The sequence below is a fragment of the Methylobacterium sp. WSM2598 genome (assembly GCF_000379105.1).
In the GTDB taxonomy this organism is placed as follows: Bacteria; Pseudomonadota; Alphaproteobacteria; order Rhizobiales; family Beijerinckiaceae; genus Methylobacterium.
Genome location: NZ_KB900609.1, coordinates 2488970 through 2508886, shown reverse-complemented (window position 1 = coordinate 2508886; position 19917 = coordinate 2488970). Strand labels below are relative to the sequence as shown.

13 protein-coding genes and 1 pseudogene are annotated in these 19917 nt (G+C 67.1%); 11 read left to right on the top strand and 3 right to left on the bottom strand.

The window, feature by feature from the left end; translation table 11 throughout:
* Window positions 1–103 precede the first annotated feature (103 nt).
* From MET2598_RS0111755 to MET2598_RS39060, 8 genes are all read left to right on the top strand, one after another.
* Window positions 104–721: a dTDP-4-dehydrorhamnose 3,5-epimerase family protein gene (locus tag MET2598_RS0111755; protein WP_012334703.1), complete on the top strand. Its 618-nt coding sequence runs from the start codon at window positions 104–106 to the stop codon at window positions 719–721.
* 307 nt (window positions 722–1028) lie between these two features.
* Window positions 1029–2324 carry a class I SAM-dependent methyltransferase gene (locus MET2598_RS0111750; RefSeq protein WP_012334702.1) on the top strand — a complete coding sequence of 432 codons (1296 nt, stop codon included), beginning with the start codon at window positions 1029–1031 and terminating at the stop codon, window positions 2322–2324.
* Window positions 2325–2429: 105 nt separating this feature from the next.
* A complete protein-coding gene (locus tag MET2598_RS0111745; protein WP_018260962.1) occupies window positions 2430–3782 on the top strand; it encodes a DUF4910 domain-containing protein in 1353 nt (450 codons plus the stop codon).
* 407 nt (window positions 3783–4189) lie between these two features.
* Window positions 4190–5374 (top strand): glycosyltransferase family 4 protein, encoded by a 1185-nt coding sequence (locus tag MET2598_RS0111740; protein WP_026190669.1) that lies wholly within the window; start codon window positions 4190–4192, stop codon window positions 5372–5374.
* Window positions 5375–5565: 191 nt separating this feature from the next.
* Window positions 5566–6879 carry an O-antigen ligase family protein gene (locus tag MET2598_RS0111735; RefSeq protein WP_012334699.1) on the top strand — a complete coding sequence of 438 codons (1314 nt, stop codon included), beginning with the start codon at window positions 5566–5568 and terminating at the stop codon, window positions 6877–6879.
* 771 nt (window positions 6880–7650) lie between these two features.
* Complete coding sequence (locus MET2598_RS0111730) at window positions 7651–9300, top strand: carbohydrate-binding domain-containing protein (protein ID WP_018260960.1); 1650 nt, start codon at window positions 7651–7653, stop codon at window positions 9298–9300.
* A gap of 690 nt (window positions 9301–9990) precedes the next feature.
* Window positions 9991–10368 (top strand): hypothetical protein, encoded by a 378-nt coding sequence (locus MET2598_RS0111725; RefSeq protein WP_012334697.1) that lies wholly within the window; start codon window positions 9991–9993, stop codon window positions 10366–10368.
* A gap of 955 nt (window positions 10369–11323) precedes the next feature.
* Complete coding sequence (locus tag MET2598_RS39060; protein WP_084673828.1) at window positions 11324–12058, top strand: LuxR C-terminal-related transcriptional regulator; 735 nt, start codon at window positions 11324–11326, stop codon at window positions 12056–12058.
* A 240-nt stretch (window positions 12059–12298) separates the two neighbouring features.
* Here the strand turns inward: MET2598_RS39060 and MET2598_RS0111715 are convergent, their stop codons facing one another.
* The 3 genes from MET2598_RS0111715 to MET2598_RS41020 all read right to left on the bottom strand — a co-directional run bounded on the left by MET2598_RS0111715 (window position 12299) and on the right by MET2598_RS41020 (window position 15840).
* Window positions 12299–13972 (bottom strand): carbohydrate-binding domain-containing protein, encoded by a 1674-nt coding sequence (locus MET2598_RS0111715; RefSeq protein ID WP_018260958.1) that lies wholly within the window; start codon window positions 13970–13972, stop codon window positions 12299–12301.
* A 1167-nt stretch (window positions 13973–15139) separates the two neighbouring features.
* Window positions 15140–15367, bottom strand: coding sequence for a DUF6894 family protein (locus tag MET2598_RS0111710; protein WP_236728710.1), 228 nt, complete (start codon window positions 15365–15367; stop codon window positions 15140–15142).
* Between the two features lie 326 nt (window positions 15368–15693).
* Window positions 15694–15840, bottom strand: a complete 147-nt coding sequence (locus MET2598_RS41020) for a hypothetical protein (RefSeq protein ID WP_157182134.1) — start codon at window positions 15838–15840, stop codon at window positions 15694–15696.
* A 576-nt stretch (window positions 15841–16416) separates the two neighbouring features.
* Here MET2598_RS41020 and MET2598_RS0111705 point away from each other — a divergent pair.
* The 3 genes and pseudogenes from MET2598_RS0111705 to MET2598_RS40460 all read left to right on the top strand — a co-directional run bounded on the left by MET2598_RS0111705 (window position 16417) and on the right by MET2598_RS40460 (window position 19824).
* Window positions 16417–17619, top strand: a complete 1203-nt coding sequence (locus MET2598_RS0111705) for an acyltransferase family protein (protein WP_026190668.1) — start codon at window positions 16417–16419, stop codon at window positions 17617–17619.
* Between the two features lie 82 nt (window positions 17620–17701).
* The gene (locus MET2598_RS0111700; protein WP_018260956.1) at window positions 17702–18586 is read left to right on the top strand and encodes an aldo/keto reductase; all 885 of its coding nucleotides are present in this window, start codon (window positions 17702–17704) and stop codon (window positions 18584–18586) included.
* A gap of 102 nt (window positions 18587–18688) precedes the next feature.
* Window positions 18689–19824: pseudogene (locus MET2598_RS40460) on the top strand (IS630 family transposase).
* Window positions 19825–19917 lie beyond the last annotated feature (93 nt).

Below are 19917 nucleotides of genomic sequence, written 5' to 3'. Positions count from 1 at the left end.
GCGCGCGGTTCGAGAGTTCGCCGGCGACGGGGGCGCGACGCGATCCTGCGCGCACGCGCGGCCGGCGCCCGACGTCCACGGTTCAATCGAGGATTCGCCGCCCATGATCGTGTCCGAGACTGACCTTTCGGGAGTGTACATCGTCGACATCGATCCGAGGCGCGACGAGCGAGGTCACTTCGCCCGCATCTTCTGCACCCAGGAACTCGCTGAGCGAGGCCTGATCCATCACATTCCGCAAATAAGCTTGAGCTACAACATCAAGCGCGGCACTCTTCGCGGCATGCATTTCAAGTACCCGCCCTACAGCGAGACCAAATACGTGCGCTGCGTTCGCGGGAGGATCTTCGACGTGGTCGTCGATCTCCGCCCGGAATCGCGGACCTACCTGGGCCATCTCTGTGCCGAACTGTCGGCCGAGAACGGGCGCTGCCTCTACATTCCGGAGCGGTGCGCGCACGGCTTCATCACTTTGGAGGACGATAGCGAAGTGATGTACATGATCTCCGCACCTCACGCGCCCGACGGGGAGGGCGGCCTCGTCCACGACGATCCGCGGCTCGCGATTCCCTGGCCGATCCCGGTCGAGGTGATATCCAGGCGCGACGCCGAGTGGCCGGCGCTCGCCGAGGTCGAGGACGCGGTGCGGTCGCGCATGGCGCTGCGCGGCCCGGAGCCGCGCCCGATCGCGTCGCAGTCGGACGCTGCTCTCGGCCGGTGACGGTGCCGCGTTGTCTTCGACGAACCGGGATCCACGTCGTCCGACCACGCGCCGGGCGGCGGAATCGTCCCGACGCCGGCCGCGCCCGGTCGGACGGGGAGGGGCCTCGCGGCCGCGGTGCCGCGCCGCGCGCGGCGGTGAGCGCGCGCGCCCGGGCCGGAGCGGGCCGGTTCCCTCAGAAGAACGAGGGCGGCGGCCGAACCTCCTGCGGAAACCGGACCGCCGACTTGACGGCCGTCAACTCAAGCTGAGGCCCAAACAAGTATGTCATTTTCAGCAGACACTATGTCTGAACAGGAGAGGTTGGATGCTTGATCTCGAGAGCGTCGATTTGGACACCGGCAAGCACGAATCGCACACGCCTTCGAACCGGACAGCGCACTGCCGATTCTGTCAGACCAAACTCAGCAATGTATTCGTTGACCTCGGTCTCTCGCCTCTGGCCAACAGCTATCTTACGGAGAAAGATCTCTCCAAGAACGAGCCGTTTTTCCCTCTGAAGGTGTTTGTCTGCGACGAGTGCTTCCTGGTTCAGTTGGAGGAGTGGGAAGCTCCGGAAAATATATTCAGCGATTACGCGTATTTCTCGTCCTACAGCGAGTCGTGGCTGCGCCACGCGCGGGACTACGTCGAGGCGATGACGGCGCGGTTCGGCATCGACCAGACCTCCCACGTCGTCGAGATCGCCAGCAACGACGGCTACCTCCTGCAGTACTTCGTCGAGAAGGGCACCCCGGTGCTCGGCATCGAGCCCGCCCAGAACGTCGCCGCGGTGGCGCGCTCGCGGGGCATCCCGACGCGGGTGGAGTTCTTCGGTCAGCGCACCGCGCGGGCGCTGCGCCGCGAGGGGCTCGAGGCGGATCTGCTGATCGGCAACAACGTGCTCGCCCACGTCCCGGATCTGAACGACTTCGTGAGCGGGCTCAGGACGCTCCTGAAGCCGCAAGGCGTGCTGACGATGGAGTTCCCGCACCTCCTCCGTCTCTACGATGAGCGCCAGATCGACACCATCTATCACGAGCACTTCTCGTACTTCTCATTGATCGCGGTCGAGAAGGTCTTCGCAGCGCACGGGCTGACGGTGTTCGACGTCGAGGAGGTGCCGACGCACGGCGGCTCGCTGCGGATCTTCGCGCAGAACGCCAAGACCGGACAGCAGCCGATCTCCGCGCGCCTCGGCGAGCTGCGCGACCGTGAGATCAAGGCCGGCTTGTCGGACATCCGCACCTACCTGACCTTCGCCGAGCAGGCGACGCAGATCAAACGCCGGCTCCGGGACTTCCTCGTCGAGGTGAATCGGGCGGGCAAGCGCGTGGTGGGTTACGGGGCCCCCGCCAAGGGCAACACGCTCCTCAATTTCTGCGACGTCGACGCCACGCTCGTCGAGTACACGGTCGACCGCAACCCCTACAAGCAGGGACGCTTCCTGCCGGGCACCCACATCCCGATCTACGAGCCCGAGCGGATCAGCGTCACGAAGCCGGACTACATCCTGATCCTTCCGTGGAACCTGAAGGACGAGATCATCGAGCAGCTGTCGTTCACGCGCGAGTGGGGCTGCCAGTTCATCATCCCGATCCCGGATCCGCAGGTCGTGCCCTGAGCCCGCCTTCGCCCGCATGGACGTGCCTCCGGCAGCAAAGTGGATCGCATGGTCAATCAAAGCCTGAGAGCCGAAAGGCCATTCGATGACGCGGCGCCGCGCCTGATGGCGTCGCAGGGCGGTTCGGCGATGTTCGACCTCGTCGCCGAACTCTACCCGATCTGCCGAAGCATCACCGGCAGGGGCGTGCGCGAGACCCTCAGGGCCCTGTCGCGCTTCGTGCCCCTGACCGTCGTCGAGGTTCCCTCCGGGCTGGAGGTGTTCGACTGGACCGTTCCGCTGGAGTGGAACATCAGGGACGCCTACATCAAGGACAGGAGCGGAACTCGCATCGTTGATTTCAATCGCTCGAACTTGCACGTCGTGAGTTACAGCCTGCCGATCAGGCGAACGGTCGGTCTCGCCGAACTCAAGACGCATTTGCATACCGATCCCCTGTCGCGCGGATCGATCCCGTATCGAACGTCCTATTATGCGCCGACCTGGGGATTCTGCCTCAGCCAGGACCAGCTCGACGGCATGCACGATGACGAGTACGAGGTTTGCATCGATTCGACTCTCTCACCCGGTCACCTGACGTACGGCGAGTTCCTGATCAAGGGTAGGTCCTCGCAGGAGGTCCTGATCTCGACCCATATCTGCCATCCGTCGCTCGCCAACGATAATCTGTCGGGAATCGCCGTGGCGACCGCAGTCGCGCAGCGGCTGAGCGAGATGGACCTGCGCTACTCGTACCGCTTCCTGTTCATCCCAGGCACGATCGGGTCGATCACGTGGCTCGCCCTGAATCACGCGCGTCTCGACCGCATCAAGCACGGCTTCGTGATGTCCTGCGTGGGTGACGGCGGTGCGCCGACCTACAAGCAGAGCCGCGGCGGCGAGGCGGAGATCGACCGCGCTTGGGCCTACGTGCTCGGTCAGGGCGGCGGCGAATTTCGCCTGCGGCCCTTCTCGCCCTACGGCTACGACGAGCGGCAGTTCTGCTCGCCTGGCATCAACCTGCCGGTCGGGTGCTTCATGCGGACGCCGCACGGGGAGTTCGCCGAGTATCACACCTCCGGGGACGATCTCGGCTTCGTCCGGCCGGCCTCGCTGCGCGACTCGGCCCTGAAGGTCATGTCCGTCATCGACGTCCTCGAGAACAACCTCGCTTACGTGAACCAGAAGCCGTTCTGCGAGCCGAGACTCGGGAAGTACGATCTCTACGAGAATGTCGGGGGAGGGAACGCCTCCGACTACCGGATGGCGCTGCTCTGGCTGCTCAATATGTCGGATGGCGCGCATTCGGTGCTCGACATCGCGAGCCGCGCGGGCCTGCCGTGGGAGACCGTGAAGGCGGCCCTGCGATCTCTGGAGGCGGCGGGGTTGCTCCGGGCCGTCGACGCGCCCGCCCTCGCCGCGGGAGCGGGCGCGCCCGGCTCCTGGTCGGCATCCCCGGTCACGGTGACGAGCGCCTGACCGGATTCGGCGTTCCGGGCGCGGCGAGGGGCGGCCGGCTGCGACCGAGTTCGGCACACGGGCACGCGCATGATCGGCCCGCGCGGCGGTGACGGTGCGGCCGGAGCCCCGAACCGCCCCCGATCACGCGTCGCGACAAGCTCTCGACCGCACGGGCGCTGAACAGGGCCAGCAATTTGACGCCCGTCAACTTCGTCGCCACCGGGCCGAATATCACTTATTGGACCGATGTGCCTGTCATGCTCACGCTTATGGCGCCGGCAGGACGGCAAGTCCCCACTCGATGTGAACTCGACTGCGAAATGACGATACGCCGACGTCGCTGCCCCCGACTTGCGGCTGCACCCGGAACTGCTGCGCATGTCACGGACACGATGCAGACAATACGTTCATGAAAGCAGAGCAAGATGAGAAAGAGCGACATCTTCGTATTTGGCTTTCGCGGATTTCCGAATGTACAAGGAGGCATCGAGACCCATGTCGAGCACTTGGCCCCCAGGCTGGTCGAGCTCGGCTTCGCCGTGACGGCCTGCAGCCGGTCGCCCTACGTGGGAACGCCGCGCGAGCGAACCTGGAAGGGTGTCACGCTGCTGAGGATCTGGACGGTCCGGCAGACCTACCTCGAGACCCTGATGCACTCGGTCGCCTGCGCCCTGGTCGCGGCCTTCCGCCGGCCGCGGCTGGTCCACGTCCACGGCATCGGTCCGGCGCTCGTCACGCCCCTGCTTCGCCTCTTCGGCTTGCAGGTCGTCGTCACCCATCACGGCGAAGACTACAACCGCGAGAAATGGGGTCGGGCGGCGCGCTCGGTCCTGGTTCTCGGTGAGTATCTCGGGATGAAGTTCGCCAACAAGCGGATCGCGATCAGCCGCAACATCTGCGATCTGATCCAGTCGAAGTACGGGCTGACCTGCGAGCTGATCCCGAACGGCGTCGAGGTTCCGGACCTGCCGACCAACGACGGACGCATCCGGGAGCTCGGCTTGCGGGCCGGCCGCTACGTGCTCACGATCGGCAGGATCGTTCCCGAGAAGCGGCAGCTCGACCTCCTCCGCGCCTTCCGCAGGGCGGGGATGGCCGACTGGAAGCTCGTCATCGTGGGTCAGGCGGACCACGCGAGCAGCTACGCCGAACTGCTCGCCTCGGAGGCGGCGGGCCACGCCGACGTGGTGATGGCGGGCTACCGGACCGGGGAGACCCTGGCGCAGCTCTACGCGCATGCCGGGCTCTTCGTCCTGCCCTCGTCGCACGAGGGGCTCCCGATCGTTCTCCTGGAAGCCTTGAGCTACGGGATCCCGACGCTCGCGTCCGACATCCCGTCCAACAGGGAGGTGATCAGTGATCCGACGAGGATCTTCAAGGTCGGGGACATCGAGGATCTGTCGACCAAGATGGTCGAGATCGTCGGCGTGTCGGTCGACCAGACGGCCCGCGAGGCCATCCGCCGCAACGATGCCAGCCGCTACGACTGGGCCAAGATCGCCCGCCGCACCGCGGCAGTCTACCGCGAACTGGCCACGGGAGGCCAAGATTCCGCGCCGACCTACCCGACCTCGGCGGGGACCGAGATCTCCGACTCCAAGCTCACCTAGAGCGGGCTTGGCTCCGGGCGCGAGCAGGCCCCGCTCCGGGCCCTCGGTTCTGCCGCTTTCCCGCGAGGCCGGCGCCGCCCTCGTCGGACGATGCGCTCGCCGCGCCGACGCGTCGATCCACACCCTGGTCCCCGGGAGGCCGTGGCCTCACCGGCCCGCGCCCCGATCCCCCGAAATGCGGACAGCGACGCATGCCTGAGCAAGACCGCCCGTACACGAGCGCGTGGGTTCGCGGCTATTTCGGCATCCTGTGCACCGCGCTGGTCGCACTGAACGGTCTGACCTTCATCTATCACGCGACGGCGATCGGGCTCTTCAACGCCCTGAGCGTCGGCGTCGGCGTGGTGCTGGTGGCGTATTCTCTCATCGTGTCGATCCTCTGCACCGACTCGAGTCACAGCGCCAAGAATTTCCTGCTGATGGCACTCATTTTCGCCACGATCAGCGCCCTGTTCAACATGACATCTTTAGTTTTGTCAGATTTCATCAAATATATCTCGGTTTATGTTTTCTACGCGGCGGGCCGGAGCGACCGATCGCCGATCCGCGGCTTCGAGAAGTTCTCCCTCCTCGTGCTCTTCGCGCTGCCGATCGTCTTCATGGCGATCGGGAAGAGCAAAGTTTACGAGATCGAGATCGCATTGCGTGGGCATCAGGAGGCGATCGGCTACATCTATAACCAGAACACCGCCGTTCTCTACTATTGCTCGATCTTGTTCGCGGCTGCTCCTATGCTCGGCCGGTACGCGATCGTGCTGCAACTCATCAACGCGGCGGTGATGACGAAGATCGGTGCTATTCTGGCGACTTTGCTTGCCGTGACGCTGTGGATCGCCGTGCCGGTCCGCAAGGAGTCGGTCCTGGCCGGGATCTTCATCGCCTTCGTCTGCGTGGCCGCGTTCTCGCTCGGAGCCTTCGATCGCGTGATCGCCGCGCTGGATAACCTCTCGCTGGTCTTCAGCATGCAGCCGCAAGCCCTGGTGTCGATGCCGTACCGGGATCTCGTCGAGCTCACCGGCTCCACCGACCTGTCCTCCTTCTTCAGGCTCATTCATTGGTCGAACATCTGGGACGTGTTCGTGTCGAACCCCGCCAACTGGCTGGTCGGATACGGCCCGGGGCAGACCATCACTCTCACCTATTCGGCGCTGGCCCCGCATAACGACTATCTGCGCGTGCTTGCCGAGTATGGCCTGCCGAGTCTCATCGTGTTCGTCTGCTTCCTCTATCACGTCTGGAAATCCCTCGGGAACGGCCCTGAGAGGGTCCTGTTCTTGGTGCTGTGTGTTTATTTTTTCTCGGAGAACCTGATCGAGAGTTTCTCCTCGATGGGTCTGTTCTTCGCCTATGCCGGGCGGACGACCCGGCGGTTGGGCGCGGAGCCCGCGCGCGAGTACGGCGCCCGCGCGCGCCGCGGGGATGAGCCGGCCGGACACGGCGCCGGCGGCCTGCTCCCGGACGGGCCCGAGCCCGCCCTGGTGGCGACCCCGACGCCTCGTCCCTGAGGCGACCCGGCGGCCGTTCGGCTCGCCGTCGCTCCCGTCCGCCGCGCCCGGCTCCGAGGCGCCGCGGACGGTGCCGTTCCCGCGCCGCCGCCTCGCCCGACGACCTCCGGCTGACCGGCTGCGAAGCAAGGCGCGCGCTGGCCGGCGCCGGCCCGCGGCCGCCCCGCACTCCGCGCGGATCCCTGGTCGCCGCTCCGCCGCGCGTGCCGGCGGCGATGGGGCCGACCCCCCCCGGCTCCGCCAGGCGGACCGCGCAGGGGAGGGGGAGGGCGGTCACCCTGGCGGGTCCTCCGCGGCCCGCGCCCCCCTTGGCGAGGCCGACGCGCGCCGTTCCTCCGGCCAGCTTGGCCGCGGCCGGTCGCCGCAGCGCGGCCGGACCGAACCGTCCCCAGAGGCGTTCCGGCAACTCCGCGCGACCGCGGGCGCGGCGCGCCGCCCCAGGCATCTCCCCATGGCAGCGGTCGCCAGATTCCGAAGCCAGCACAGGCATCTGCAGTACTGATTGTATTCTGCCGTACCTTTAGGTGGCTTACGCGCAATTCTGCCTCATTCCGGGGGCTGGTAACGAAAGGCTTGATCGTCAGTTTGGATCGATATATGTCGGCCAACGCACCGCCAAGCTGCGCGGATGCGTCATCTGGGCCGGACATGCGAGCGCCGCCCTTGCGAATACGCTCCATGTGCGTTGCGTAGCCCATCCTACGTTGCGGATGGACCTGGCCCTCCTGCACCATTCCTTTCAGGTGCACCAATTTAAATTGGAGATATCGAATGGCGTTGTCGATTAACGAGGTTCTGCGGCAAAACACGGCCGGCAACAGCGAAGCGGCGCCGCTCGGCGTGCCGACCAGCTACTCGTGGTATGACGGTGTCGACCAGTTCAGGCCCGGGGCGCCCTCCGGCTTCACCGCCGTCACGGGGTGGGGCCAAGTCTACCAGGAGGCCGGCGCGCCCGCCTACACCAGCGCGAGCGCCCGCGTGCAGGTCGCCAACACCCAGACCTTCGTCCATATCAAGTCCACCGGCGAGTGGGTTCAGGTCCAGAACCAGGCCGGCAACGCCATCGCGGGCGGCCATTTCGGGAACGACTTCGCCGGCAACACCGCCACCGCGATGCCCGTCAGCACCGGCGCGGACGGCACCGCGACCTTCGACGTGCCGTCGGCCAGCTACAACGACCATTTCTGGCCGACCGCGCGCGGCACCTTCGCGGCCAACGCCGTCGACGCCGTCTACGTGCAGATGGACATGCGCGTCACGGATCCCAACCTCCACCTGATCGCCAATATCGGGGCGGACTGGTGGCGCGACGCGTCGGCCGGGTTCGTGGACGGCTTCGCCAACAATCCCGGCTCGGGCATGAACAACTGGGTCAAGCTGACGACCGAGTGGAAGACGCTGGCCTACGTCTCGGACAACGCCGTGCTGCAGGCCGACCCGCCGCCGGTCGTGACCGGCGCCGCACCGGCTGCCACCGTCACGCCGGCGCCTCAGCCGGACACGGTTCCGACCGTCGCCGCCCCCGCGCAGCAGGACACGGCGCCGGCCATGACGCCGCCCGCGGCGGCGGCCGACGCGAACCTCCTGGTGAACGGCTCCTTCGAGCAGAGCGCGGTGGCGCCCGGCCAGGGCGCCGCCTTCGACGCGGTTCCGGGCTGGCAGGCCATCTCGGGCGGCAAGATCGAGCTGTGGAACCAGCTCAACGGGGTGTCGGCGACGGAGGGCGCGAAGTTCGGCGAGCTGGACTACCTGGGCGCCCAGGACGGCCTCACCCAGACCGTGAAGACCGCGGCCGGCCAGAGCTACGCCCTGAGCTTCGACGCGCGCAACCGCCCCGGCCTGAGCGCCTCCACCTGCAGCATCGAGGTGCTCTGGAACGACAAGCTGATCGCGACGGTGCCGCCGGGCAGCGACTGGAGCCGGTACAATTTCCCGGTGGTCGGCACGGGCCAGGACGACCGGCTGACGCTGCGCGAGGTCGCGAGCCAGGGCGGGGACGGCCTCGGAGCCCTGTACGACAACGTCAGCCTCGTCGCGACGGGCCCGGCCGCTCCGGCGCAGTCGACGGCGCCGGCGACGGTCGGCGCCGGGTCGGACCAGCTCCTGCTGCAGATCAGCCAGGACGCCTACCAGGGCGACGCGCAGTACACGGTCTCGGTCGACGGGCGCCAGGTCGGGGATACGCAGACGGCGCACGCCTCGCACGCGGACGGCAAGGCCGACCAGCTGCTGGTGCTCGGGGATTGGGGCGCGGGCGGGCACACGGTGTCGGTCAACTTCCTGAACGACGCCTGGGGCGGCACGCCGGGCACGGACCGGAACCTGTACGTGACCGGGGCGAGCTACAACGGCGCCGACGTTGCCGGGGCAGCCCACTCGCTCCACACGTCCGGGGCGCAGAGCTTCACCTTCGGCGCCTGACCGGGCCCCGATCCGGACTTCTCTCCGGGACGATCCCGGAGACCAACGGTCCGGGGCGGCACGGCTGCCCTGGACCCTCTCCGCACCGGGACGCTGCTGAAGCGCGGCGTCCCGGTGAGCCGCTGATCAGGTCGGCGGGCCGAGCGCCGTCGCCGAACCTCTTGGGCGGATCCCTTGGCCGACCGGGCATCAGCGGCCCGGTCAGGCGCCGAGCCGCGGCCCGCACGGGCTCGGGATCCGAAGTGAATCATCGCGCCTTTCCCGCCTCCCCGACGGTGGGGGCGAGGCCGAATGCGGCGGATCGCCCCCTCCCGCGGGAGGACGCGGCTGGACCAGTCCCCGGCGCAGGGAGCACCGGTTCGCCGCCCGGATCCGGCCATCGCGCGGACGCGCAGTCGCGTCCCGGAAGGTCGCCCCTCCGATGCGGAAAATTCGGTCGCATCAAGGGCCTATCACGCGGTCCGATTGCGCCGCGACCGGATCCTGCTCTAGAACAGGGCGCGATTGCACCGTGATCGACCCCGGTTTCAGAGTGTCCACGGCGCGCCGTTCTCCGCGCGAGGGGGTGGGCGGGCATCCGCAGCCGCCGCCCTCACCCCCGCGCCATCCGATCTCCCGCATCGCGCACGCCAGGCAATCCGAATGAGACATGGAGAGATCCACCGCACGGCGGCCCGGTCCGTTGTCTGGATGGCCCTCCGCGTCCAGGGACCGATTTGGGAAGCCGATTGGCCGCAATACCGGGACGGCTCCGACTGGGCGGCGGCGAGCACCGAGTCATGCCACGCGGTCGTCGTGTGGCAGCGCGCGCGCGGTTGGATCCGGCGCCGGCCGGCGCACTTCGCCCTGCTGACGATCCCGAGGAAGGGCCAGCCGCTGGTGGAGCGGTACGACACCTACGAGGCGGCGATGGCCCGCCTGCGCGAGATCGTGCCCCTGCGCGACCAGCCGTGCAGCGTGCAGCCGATCGCGGGACCCGCGCGGAGCCAGGGACCGAGCAAGCACCAGGTGCTGCGCGCCGAGGCGAGGCTGAGGAGGGCGGTGTGGATGTCGGCCTGGCGCCCGTAGCGATTCGCCGTGCCGGGGACCGCCCCCGCCGACCCGACCGGGGCCTGAGGTCGCGTTCCCCCGGCCGGCTCGGCCGCACCGGCGGCGCGGCGCCGGCCGGACCTTCGGCGGCCCGCCTCGGGCCGAGACCGGGCACGGGTGACTGGCCGGGTGCGCGGGCGGATCGGTCCCGCCGCGGGGCAGGCGCAACCGTTAGGTGCAGGTTCGCGGGTGCTGCGGCGCCGCAGGAGGGGACGCACGGGATTCCGCGCCGCCCCTGGGGAGCCGGTTCGGCGATGAAATCGGCGCGACCCGCCTCGGGGCATAGATCGACGGATCGATAGTTGCACCGGCAGGGTCGATTGATACGCTCGAGGACAATCTGCTGTGGGCCGAGCCGCAGAAGATTTTGTCTGCTCGCTAACGTGCAGCGTCATCGTTAAGTGCGGCCGCTTAGTGTGCAGTGCGAGTGGATGCCCGGCACTTGCCCGCTTATCAGCCGGACGACAAATCTCGTGTGAAATCGCTACCGCGACGCAACAATCGAGTTGATCTTGCAAAGAGTAACATCCAAACTGAAATGCGTAAACTTATAACGGCTGTGTATTTAAGTATTTACGTTGCTACCGTGGGAGAGAACCTGTCCAGACCATGCGTCACAGAAAGGTCGGTGCATGGCTAGAGTATATTTTGTAATGAGCGAACTTTGTCCACTATAGGATGCGATTGATGCCTTATTGGCATTTGTATCGCCCGCCATTCTCACGGGATAGGCAAGCTGTGCTTTTGCCGCCAGCCTTGACAAAATCTAGATCGCTGCGGATAATTTGAATGTATTAACATGGCATGTTGGCGTCAGGTGTATCGAGGACAATGAATTCAACCGCTGGTGAGGCTGAGGTGAGGTATACAGATGTAACTAGGTTTAACAAGCTCTTGGATTTGGTGCCGACGTGAAGATCGGGAGAATCGTGCCGTGCCTGAAATCTTGCTTGTCGATGAGCACAGTGTCTACCGCGTCGGCCTTCGTAATATTATTGAAGCTAACCTTGCCAAAGTCCGTATTACCGATGCCTCATCGCTCGCTCAAGTCGATAAAAATTTCCAAGCCGATCTTGTCCTAATAGATGCATTTAACTTGAGTAAGGAAGCGCTCGAACGCATCAAGGAAATGCGTGTTGCCTGCCGCAGTATGCGATTTGCCGTGATGTCATCCTCGAATGCACGCTCGGACGTCTTGAATTGTCTGTCTGCGGGATTTCATGGCTTCATTTACAAGATGCAGCCCGATAGCGAGCTGATCAGAGCGATCACGGACCTCCTCTCGGGACGGATCTACGTGCCACGATGGCTCGCGGATGGGGACGACGTCAAGCCGAACACCCCCGCGTCGATTGCCCTGCCGAGCGACCGGCTGAAGCTGACGCCTCGTCAACACGAGATCCTGCCTCTGTTGGCCCAGGGCATGTCCAACAAGGAGATCGCCAACTCCCTCAACATCGCCGCGGGCACGGCGAAGATCCACACGGCGGCGCTTCTCCGCGCGCTCGGGGCGCGAAACCGGACCGAGGCGGCCTTCATCGCGGCCAAGCTCGTGGGCGGCTCGCCGCAGACGGAGACCCGGGCCGGCAACCCGTTCATCATCAGCGGTTTCGGCGAGCACGCGGCCGGAGGCGTCGCCGTGCATTTCCGAAACGGCACCTATTTCTGAGTTCCACCCCATCGAGGTCCGCTCGACCGCGCCCCGTTTCGGGCGCGCCGCCGCTCCGGGAGGATGATCCGGTCGGGCCGACTCCGCCCGCGTGCCGGATCGCCCGCACGCGCCACCCCAGCCCGCCGGGAACCGCCCCGGGAGCCCCGCGAGGCGTGACCGCCGACGCGGCGCGGCAGGAGCGAGGGGCCGAGTCCTGATCCCGCGCGCGGGCCCCGGAGGGTCCCTGCCGGGCGCTCCTCATCCACCAAAGGTGAAGCTCTGCGGCCCGGCCCCGTAGAGCGAGTGGGCGGCCCCGGCAACGTCGGCGCCGTTGTGGCTCGCCCCGGTCACGTACAGGTTCCGGTCCGTGCTCGGCGTGCCGTCCCAGGCGTCGTTCAGGAAGTTGACCGACACCGTGTGCCCGCCCGCGCCCCAATCCCCGAGCACCAGCAGCTGGTCGGCCTTGCCGTCCGCGTGCGAGGCGTGCGCCGTCTGCGTATCCCCGACCTGGCGCCCGTCGACCGAGACCGTGTACTGCGCGTCGCCCTGGTAGGCGTCCTGGCTGATCTGCAGCAGGAGCTGGTCCGACCCGGCGCCGACCGTCGCCGGCGCCGTCGACTGCGCCGGAGCGGCCGGGCCCGTCGCGACGAGGCTGACGTTGTCGTACAGGGCTCCGAGGCCGTCCCCGCCCTGGCTCGCGACCTCGCGCAGCGTCAGCCGGTCGTCCTGGCCCGTGCCGACCACCGGGAAATTGTACCGGCTCCAGTCGCTGCCCGGCGGCACCGTCGCGATCAGCTTGTCGTTCCAGAGCACCTCGATGCTGCAGGTGGAGGCGCTCAGGCCGGGGCGGTTGCGCGCGTCGAAGCTCAGGGCGTAGCTCTGGCCGGCCGCGGTCTTCACGGTCTGGGTGAGGCCGTCCTGGGCGCCCAGGTAGTCCAGCTCGCCGAACTTCGCGCCCTCCGTCGCCGACACCCCGTTGAGCTGGTTCCACAGCTCGATCTTGCCGCCCGAGATGGCCTGCCAGCCCGGAACCGCGTCGAAGGCGGCGCCCTGGCCGGGCGCCACCGCGCTCTGCTCGAAGGAGCCGTTCACCAGGAGGTTCGCGTCGGCCGCCGCCGCGGGCGGCGTCATGGCCGGCGCCGTGTCCTGCTGCGCGGGGGTCGGCGGGGTCGGGTCCGTGGGGGCGGTGACGGTCGGGATCGTGTCCGGCAGGGGAAGCGGCGTGACGGTGGGTTCGAGCGCGGCGCCGGTCACGACCGGCGGCGGGTCGGCCCGCAGCACGGCGTCGGAGGAGCAGTAGGCCAGCGTCCTCCACTCGGTCGTCAGCTTGGCCCAGTTGTTCATGCCCGCGCAGGGATTGTTGGCGAAGCCGTCCACGAACCCGGCCGACGCGTCGCGCCACCAGTCCGCCCCGATATTGGCGATCACGTGGAGGTTGGGATCCGTGACGCGCATGTCCATCTGCACGTAGACGGCATCGGCCGCGTTGGCCGCGTAGATGCCGCGCGCGGTCGGCCAGAAATGGTCGTTGTAGCCGGCCGACGGCGCGTCGAAGGTCGCGGTGCCGTCCGCGCCGGTGCTGACGGGCATCGCGGTGGCGGTGTTGCCGGCGAAGTCGGTCGCGAAGTGGCCGCCCGCGATGGCGTTGCCGGCCTGGCTCTGGACCTGAACCCACTCGCCGGTGGCCTTGATATGGACGAAGGTCTGGGTGTTGCCGACCTGCACGCGGGCGCTCGGGTTGCTGTAGGCGGGTGCCCCGGCCTCCTGGTAGACTTGGCCCCAGGCCGTGACGGCGGTGAAGCCGGAGGGCGCCGCGGCCGTGAACTGGTCGGCACCGCCGTACCACGAGTAGCTGGTCGGCACGCCGAGCGGCGCCGCCTCGCTGAAGCCGACCGTGTTCTGCCGCAGAACCTCGTCAACCGACAACGTCATCGCTCGACCCCCATGAGTTTTTTCGAATCTGCTTTTTTTTGACGAAGCTACTCACGGTACACAGTCGAAGCTCCGCGCGAGGCGGAGCGCGACGCATCAAGCTCGCGCAAGTCATCGGCCGGTCAGGAACCGTCCGTCAGGTCGTGCCCGGCCGGCACACCGCGCCCCCGCCGGAGCGCGCCCGCTCCCGCGATCGGCCTGACGGACGGATTCTGCGGGCTGTCCAACAGCAAGCAGCCTCGGTCGTGGTTCTGAAACAATCTGTCGAAATGGTTAACAGAAGCTTAACGACAGTCAGCGACGCCTGTTTATCGCCGCCGTCGGCCAAGCGCCGGCCGTGGCATTGTCCCAGCACATCGGTGTCTCTGGGTATGCTGCCGTGGATGGTCTGGCACAGGGGCGCTCGCGCTCCCGGTAGTGCTGATCAAATCTGGCCCTGATCGGTGCCAGAAGGTACGGTCCGGTACATTTCAGCGCTCGCTGGTCTGGGCCGGGCCGCCCCGGCAGGACGCGAGGCGGCCGCGGGAGCGGGTGGACGCCGCGGCCGGAACGCCGCCCGGCTGGCGCTGCAGCGGGGCGCGGCATCGCGCGCCGAGAGGTCGCCGGTCCGGTCGCGGAGATGATGCGGGACCGGAACCTCTCGCCGCGCCCGCATCGGCCTCGCGCGGCGCGTCGGCCCGGCCGGAGACCCTGCGCGGGGCGATCATCGCGGCATCGGACCGCTCGTCGGTGTCGGGGATCGGCTCAGCGCCGCGGTCGCCGATCCGCCGGCGAGGGCGGCCGGCAAGCGTGAACGGGAGCGCGGTGCCCCGCGCGCCGCGACGGGAGCGCTGCGCGCGTCCGTCCGATCGGCAAGCCACGCTTTCAGGTCGGATGGTTCCTGCGGCGCGAGCGGGCAGCGCCGGTGGGGTCGGGCCCACCGCGGCCGCCGACGTTCCGCGACGCCGCGCCCGCCGAATCGGTGCCGGGCAGGTCGCGAACGCGGCGGACTCGATCAGGATCGATCGGCAGCGGGATCGGATCGCGCTCTCCCCTGACTGCGCAGGATAGTCCGAGTCCGGCGATCGCCGGCGGGACACGTTACCCCGACAACAACGCTCCCGCTTTGCGTGCCGTCGCGCGATCAGATGCGGCTCCTCGACCTGTCACGCTGACACTCGCCACTATTCAGGTCTCGGCGACGAACGGGATCGTCGCCACCACGGCTCCATTCTCGGACCGAATGACGAGCTGCCAGCCGCCGTCAGAGTAATCGAATTTTCCGCTGAGCAGCATCTCGGCGATCACGATTTTGGCTTGTTCAAGAATTTCTTCCAGTGAATCCGCGTCTACACCCTCCTCGTCGCGAATCAGGTTCTCGCTGTCTGACAGATCCACGTAGAAGCGCTGTGCCACATCAGCCCCCATCAACACGCACAAAAGTACCCGATCTGCGCCTACGCAGTCACTACGTAGTTTGCGATAAGCCGCAACTCACTGCCACGGTCAAGCTTGTAACGGCAACGACACCCATTTTGACGCGTTACTAGTGATGGAAGCGCAGGCGGTTTCCTGCTATATGTCAGAAACAAGGCAAAGAACTTGCTCGGGACGCTTGGAACGGAGCGACGCCATGCTCGTTTTGGCCCGACCCTCATCGGGTGCGCGAGCATGCTTGGAGAAGGGGACGGGCGATGTATATACAAGAATTCCTCGAACAAAGAATTTCAGATAGCCCTTCTTCAAAGCGAGCAGACCAAATAAAACAGCACATAAAGAAAATAATTGCAAAGACCACCAAGAGCAAAGTTCAGAACGCGGCGCAGAAAGACTGAAATCGAAACTTTGATACCCGGGGGCTCGCGGCGCGGCCCGGCCTGATCGCGCATCGAACGCCCTCCGGGCTCGGCACGGCCGGTCCCCCCCGCGTCACGTGCCGGCCGACGCCGATCCCACCCCGCCGAGCGGGCCCGCGCCATCCGCCTTCGAGGCGGCGGCTGCGGGCGCCCCGTCCCGCCCGCGCGGGCTTCGCGCCCTCGGCTCGGCCGCGCGGGCTGCCCGCCGGTCGGCGAGCGGGCGATCCGTCCGAGTGATTCGTCCGAGTGGTTCGTCCATGACGCGGCGCGCCGCCACCCTGGCCGGCCACCCTGCCGGGCGATCGCCGATCGCGGACAGGACGGCTGGTCGGGGCAGGGGGCGCGCCGGCGAGAGCGAGCGCCCGACCGGTGCGAGCCCGAGTCACGCCCGGCCCCGCGTCGCTCCGGGACGCGCCCGCCACCGCGCGGCGTCAAGCTTGCGCCGAGACACATCCGCGAAACAGAAGATTGTTGACGGCCGTCAAATCGCCGGCAGGCCGACGCGTTAGGCGTATGTCCGATGCCATGCTGGCGCCATTGTCTCCGGGGCCGGATTCGGACTGAGAATGTGAATAAAAAGCATTTTCAGAGAACTCATAGGGCGCCGAAATGATCTCAATACGCCAGGATAATCAAATACCGCCCCGGCTCAGCGCATGGTTGGATTTGGCGAGAGGCATAGCCGCAATCGAAGTTCTGTTATTTCACTCGTATCAGCTCTTGTTTCTGGAGAAAGTGCCGGGCGCGGAATACAGTGAGCCGATCAGATACTTGTATTCGTTTGTATGGATGGTGAGCCAGCACGGTGTCGCGGCCGTGATCGTGTTCTTCGTTCTGAGCGGGTATCTGGTGGGTGGGCCGGCGATCGTCCGAGCCAGGACGGGGCGGCTGAGCGCCGCGGACTACGCGGGCGCGCGCCTCTCGCGCCTCTACACGGTCCTGATCCCGTCCCTCGTGCTCTCCGCCCTCCTCTACGTGCTCTCGCAGCGATCGGCGAACTGGTCCACCTTCGCCGTTGCCCACGCCGATCTGTACCACGCGGACCGGCTGCTCGAAGCCAAACTCACGCCCGCCGCCGCGGCATGCAACGCGCTGTTCCTGCAGACCATCCTCTGCCACGAGTTTGCCGGAAACCTCGCTCTCTGGAGCTTGTCGAGCGAGGCATGGTACTACGTCCTCTTCTTCTGCTTGCTGAGCATCCGACAGAATGTCCTGTGCCCGCTGATCGCGATCTTCGTTCTTGCCCTCTTCGTCGCGTCGGAGCGGCTGGATGTCCAGGGGACCCATACCGGACTCAAGTTCTTCTTCTATTTTGCGATATGGTGCATCGGCGCGGCCGTGTACGCGATTCGCGCTCCGGGGCGGCTGATCGGCGCCGCGATCGCGCTCGGCGTCGCGGTCAGCGCCGTCCTCCTCGCGCGGGGTTTGCTGCCGTCCTGGGCCGCGTACCACCTGCAACTGGGCCTGCTGACGGCCGGCGCGATCAAGGCGCTCGAAATCCTCGACGTCGGCGTGACACGGTTGGGAAGCTGGACCGGACTCATCGCGCGGTCGAGCTTCTCACTCTACGCTTTTCACTATCCGATGCTGGTGGCCCTCAACGTCGCCTTCGCGGCGCGAGTCGTCGAGTACAATCTGACCTCAATTCTGCTGTGGGCCACGTTCTCGCTGATATGCATCATGAGCTCCTGCCTGCTGTACCTCCTCTTCGAGCGGCATTCCGGCAAGGTCCGGGCCGTCCTGACCGATATGTTGAAGCGCAGGCACTGGAGGAAGGCTCTCGTCGCGCCGCGCGAGATCAAGCCGTCGTGAGGCGAAGCGACGGAAGGCAGGTGCCGGTCACCCCTCTGCCGCGGCGCAGGGGGGCTCGCGGCGAGGGCCTCAAGGTGTGCCGATGAACGATGTGCTGACCCTCCCGCGCGTCCAGCTCAACGACGGACACGCGATGCCCCAGCTCGGCCTCGGCGTGTGGCAGATCGCGGAGGAGCGTCTTCCGGACGTGGTCGCGGCCGCCATCGGCGCGGGGTACCGCTCGATCGACACGGCCGCGAATTACGGCAACGAGGCCGGTGTCGGTCGGGCCCTGCGGCAGAGCCCGGTCTCCCGGGACGCCCTGCACGTCACCACGAAGCTCTGGAACGACGATCACGGCTACGACGCGGCGCTGCGCGCGTGCGATGCGAGTGCGGCGAGACTCGGTCTCCAGGTCATCGACCTCTACCTGATCCATTGGCCGTGCCCGCAGCGCAAGGCCTACGTCGACGCGTGGCGCGCCCTGGTGGAGCTGCGCAGGCAGGGTCGCGTGCGCTCGATCGGCGTCTCGAACTTCACCGAGGAGCACTTGGCGCGCATCGCCGACGCCACCGGAATCCTGCCCTGCGTGAACCAGATCGAGCTTCATCCTCACTTCCAGCAGCGAGGGCTGCGGGAGGTCCACGCGCGGTACGGCATCGTGACCCAGGCCTGGAGCCCGCTCGGACGCGCCGGCTGCCTCGCCGATCCCGTGCTGCGGGGCATCGCCGACCGCCACGGCCGCACGCCGGCCCAGGTCGTGCTGCGCTGGCACCTGGAGAACGGCTGCGTGGCGATCCCCAAATCGGCCTCGCCGGTGCGGCTCGCCGAGAACATCCGCGCCTTCGACTTCGCGCTCACGGCGGAGGATCACGCCGCCATCGCGTCCCTCGACCGCGCGGATGGCCGCCTCGGCCCCGACCCGGCGACGTTCGGACGGCGGCCGCGGCTCCCGCCCATGCTGCGCCGCCTGCTCCGCCGCGCCTAGAGCAGGGTTCGATCAAGTTGCAACGGAACCCTGCTCTAGTGGCTTGTCTGGTCTGATTTGATGAGTTGCGCGTTGGTGGGGCTGTATCCCGGGAGGCGCGCGATGAAGAAGTACGTTGTGACGCTCACGGCGGCGGAGCGGGATGAGCTTTCTGGGCTGGTGTCGCGCGGGAAGGCCGAGGTGCGCCGGCTCAAGCACGCGCAGGTGTTGCTCAAGGCGGACGCGAGCGCCGCGGGACCGGGCTGGCCCGACGAGCGAATCGCCGAAGGGGTCGGGGTCGGAACGGCGAGCGTGGAGCGGGTGCGACGGCGCTTCGTCGAGGAGGGGCTGGAGCGGGCGCTGAGCCCCTACCGCAAGGGCCAGCGCCTCTACGCCCGCGCGCTCGACGGCGAAGCGGAGGCTCACCTGATCGCCCTGGCCTGTTCGTCGCCGCCTCAAGGACGGGCGCGCTGGACGCTGCGCCTGTTGGCCGGCCGCATGGTTGAACTGCAGCACGTGCCGGGCGTATCTCACGAGACGGTGCGTCAGACACTCAAAAAAACACTCTCAAGCCGCACCTGAGGAAGATGTGGTGCATCCCGCCCAAGCACTCGGCGGAGTTCGTCTTCCACATGGAGGACGTGCTGGAGGTCTACTGCCGACCCTATGATCCGCGTCGGCCGGTGGTGTGCCTGGACGAGAGCTTCAAACAACTGATCGGCGAGACCCGCCCGGCGCTGCCCCCGCGCCGCGGGGCAGTGGCGCGCCACGACCACGTCTACGTGCGCAACGGCGTGGCGAGCCTGTTCCTCGCCTGCGAGCCGCTGGCGGGCTGGCGGCACGTGGCCGTCACCGCCCAGCGACGCCGCGTGGACTGGGCGCGCGTCGTGCGCGACCTGCTCGACGGGCGCTAGCGCGAGGCCGAGCGGGTAGTGCTGGTGATGGATCAACTCAACACTCATGCCCTGGCCAGCCTGTACGAGGCCTTCCCGGCCGCCGAGGCGCGCCGCTTGGCCGCGCGCATCGAGCTTCATCACACGCCCAAGCACGGCTCGTGGCTCAACATGGCCGAGATCGAGTTGAGCGCGCTGGGGCAGCAATGCTTGGCCCGGCGCATCGCCCAGGTGAACACGCTCACCCAACAGGTTGCTCGGTGGGAGGAGGCCCGCAACGCCGGGCAGACAAAGCTGAACTGGCACCTCACCGCCGGGCAAGCTCGCGACAAGCTGCGCAGCCTCTACCCATCAATTGAAGCCTGACAGGGTACTAGGTCTTTGATTTTGCCGCATTCTCTTCGACGAACCGGCATCCACTTCGTCGGAAAATGCTCTAGGGGCCGTCATGCCCGGAGG